Here is a 2,105-nt window from a genome sequence, read left to right on the forward strand (position 1 = left end):
GCGCGCGTCCCGCGCGCGCCGCTGCAGTTACGGCGCCTTGCCGCCGCCGGCCTGTGCCGCTTCGCCGGCGGTGGCCCCGCCCAGGCTGCGCGAGAGGAAGGCCAGCAGCCGGCTGTAGTAGGTGCGCTGGTTGGCCAGGTTGTAGAAGCCATGCCCTTCGTTCTTGACGTACAGGCTCTCCACCGGCGAGCCGGCCTTCTTCAACGCCGCCTCCATGCGCTCGCTGTGCACGATCGGTGCGCGCTGGTCCTGGCCCCCTGCGGCCAGGAATACCGGCACCCGCACCTGCCCGGCCAGGTTCACCGGCGAGCGTTCCGCCAGCTCCTTGGGCGACCCCAGCCAGTTGCGCAGGTACGCCAGGCCTGATTCATCGCTCTGGATGTCGCCCCGGGCATACATCAGCGGCAAGTCGTAGATGCCGACATAACCGGCCGCACACTGGTAGAGACCCGGTTCGCGCACCGCGCCCATCATCGCCGCATAGGCGCCGTAGCTGGCGCCGTAGATGCAGATGCGGTCCTTGTCCGCCACGCCCTGTTCGATGGCCCAGCGCGTGGCATCGGTGACGTCATCCTGCATCGACAGCCCCCATTGCTTGCGCGCTGCCTGCATGTGCGCCCGGCCATAGCCGGAAGAACCGCGGAAATTGACCTGCAGCACCGCGTATCCGGCCGCTGCCAGCATCTGGGTCTCGGCCTCGTAGGCGCCATGGTCGGAAACACCGATCGGCCCACCATGCGGCAGTACCACCATCGGCAGTGCACGCGCCTCGCGCCCGTGCGGGACCGTCAGGAAGCCATGCAGCGGGCGGCCATCGCGCGCCTTGACGCTGATCGGGCGGACCTCGGCGGTCAGCGCCGGGTCGACCCAGTCGCTGCGGCTGATCAGGTGCCGGGCGCTCTTGCCCACCGTGTCATACAGATAGAAGTCACCCGGATTGCGGCCTGACCAGCTCTCCACCAGCACAGTCCTGCCATCGCGCGTGCTGGAGGTGATGTAGACCGGCCCTCCCAGGCCCGCTTCAAGGCTGCGGTAGAGGCGCGCTTCGTCCGAGGCGTCATCGAAGAACGCCGTTCGCGGCGCGCCGCCAAGGAACAGCGCTCCCACCGGCACGCGGCTGCCGGGGCGACGGATGATGCGTGCCGGATCGGCGGTTTCATCGCGCAGCATGGTGCGCCGCTCATTGCTCTGCGGGTCCCAGCTGACAATCGCGTCGGGCCCTTCGGCCTGCTCGACCTGCAGATAGGCCAGGCGACCGTCGGCCGAAAAACCGAGGGGGACTTCGATGCGCTTGCTCAGGGCCTCGTCGTTGAGCAGGATCCATTCGCTGTTGCTGCCCGCCCGGTAGTAGAGCTTCTGCGTTCCATCGGTGACGGCAGCGCGCGCGAATCGCACCTCGCCCTGCTCATCGGTGGTGAAGTGCGCATCGGCAACCGGCGCCCGCGCCACCGCGTTGCGGCGACCGGTCATCACGTCCATGCGCTCGATCTGCGCATGCGTGTTGCCGACAAAGGGAACCACGGTGACCAGCACGTTGCGGTCGTCGTCCTTCAGTTCGTCGCTGAGGTACGCAGCGACCATGCCCGCCGGCTTGACCTTGATGTTGGTACCCAGGCTCTGGTCGGCAACCCGGTACCCCACCAGCAGCTCGCCGCCCTTGCCGTTGGCATTGATGCCGAACAGCTCGCCGGTCGGCGTGGGCCGGTCCAGCAGACCGAGTTTCTGCGCCATGCCCACCAGCAGCCGTTCGTTGCTGACCCAGTCGAAGGTGTGGGCGTGGTCGTTGCGTGGCGGACGGAAGCTGCCGACCATCTTCATGTCGGCAATGCGATAGATCGCCAGTGCCGTCCCGGCTTCCAGCGGTACCGTGGCGGCAACGTACTCTCCGCCCGGCGAAATCTTGATGTCGGTGAACGATTCCTGCCGCAGGAAACGATCCAGATCCAGCGTCGCCGCCGCTGCCCCGCCCGATACGGCCCCCAGCACCACAGCCAGCACAATCCTGCGCATCCTTCCCCCATGGAAAACCGGACAGCCTGTCCGGATACGCGATTCTAGGCACGTACATGCGGCGGATGCCACAGGGACCAAAAAACGACCGCCCC

Annotated in this window: 1 protein-coding gene; it reads right to left on the reverse strand. The window is 67.3% G+C overall.

The window, feature by feature from the left end; translation table 11 throughout:
- Positions 1-27 precede the first annotated feature (27 nt).
- Entirely contained in the window at positions 28-2,010 is a 1,983-nt protein-coding gene (locus tag O0J73_RS22240; RefSeq protein WP_308309662.1) for a S9 family peptidase, read from the reverse strand.
- Between the last annotated feature and the right edge of the window lie 95 nt (positions 2,011-2,105).

The organism is Stenotrophomonas sp. Sm6012, from assembly GCF_030985895.1.
Lineage (GTDB): Bacteria > Pseudomonadota > Gammaproteobacteria > Xanthomonadales > Xanthomonadaceae > Stenotrophomonas > Stenotrophomonas forensis.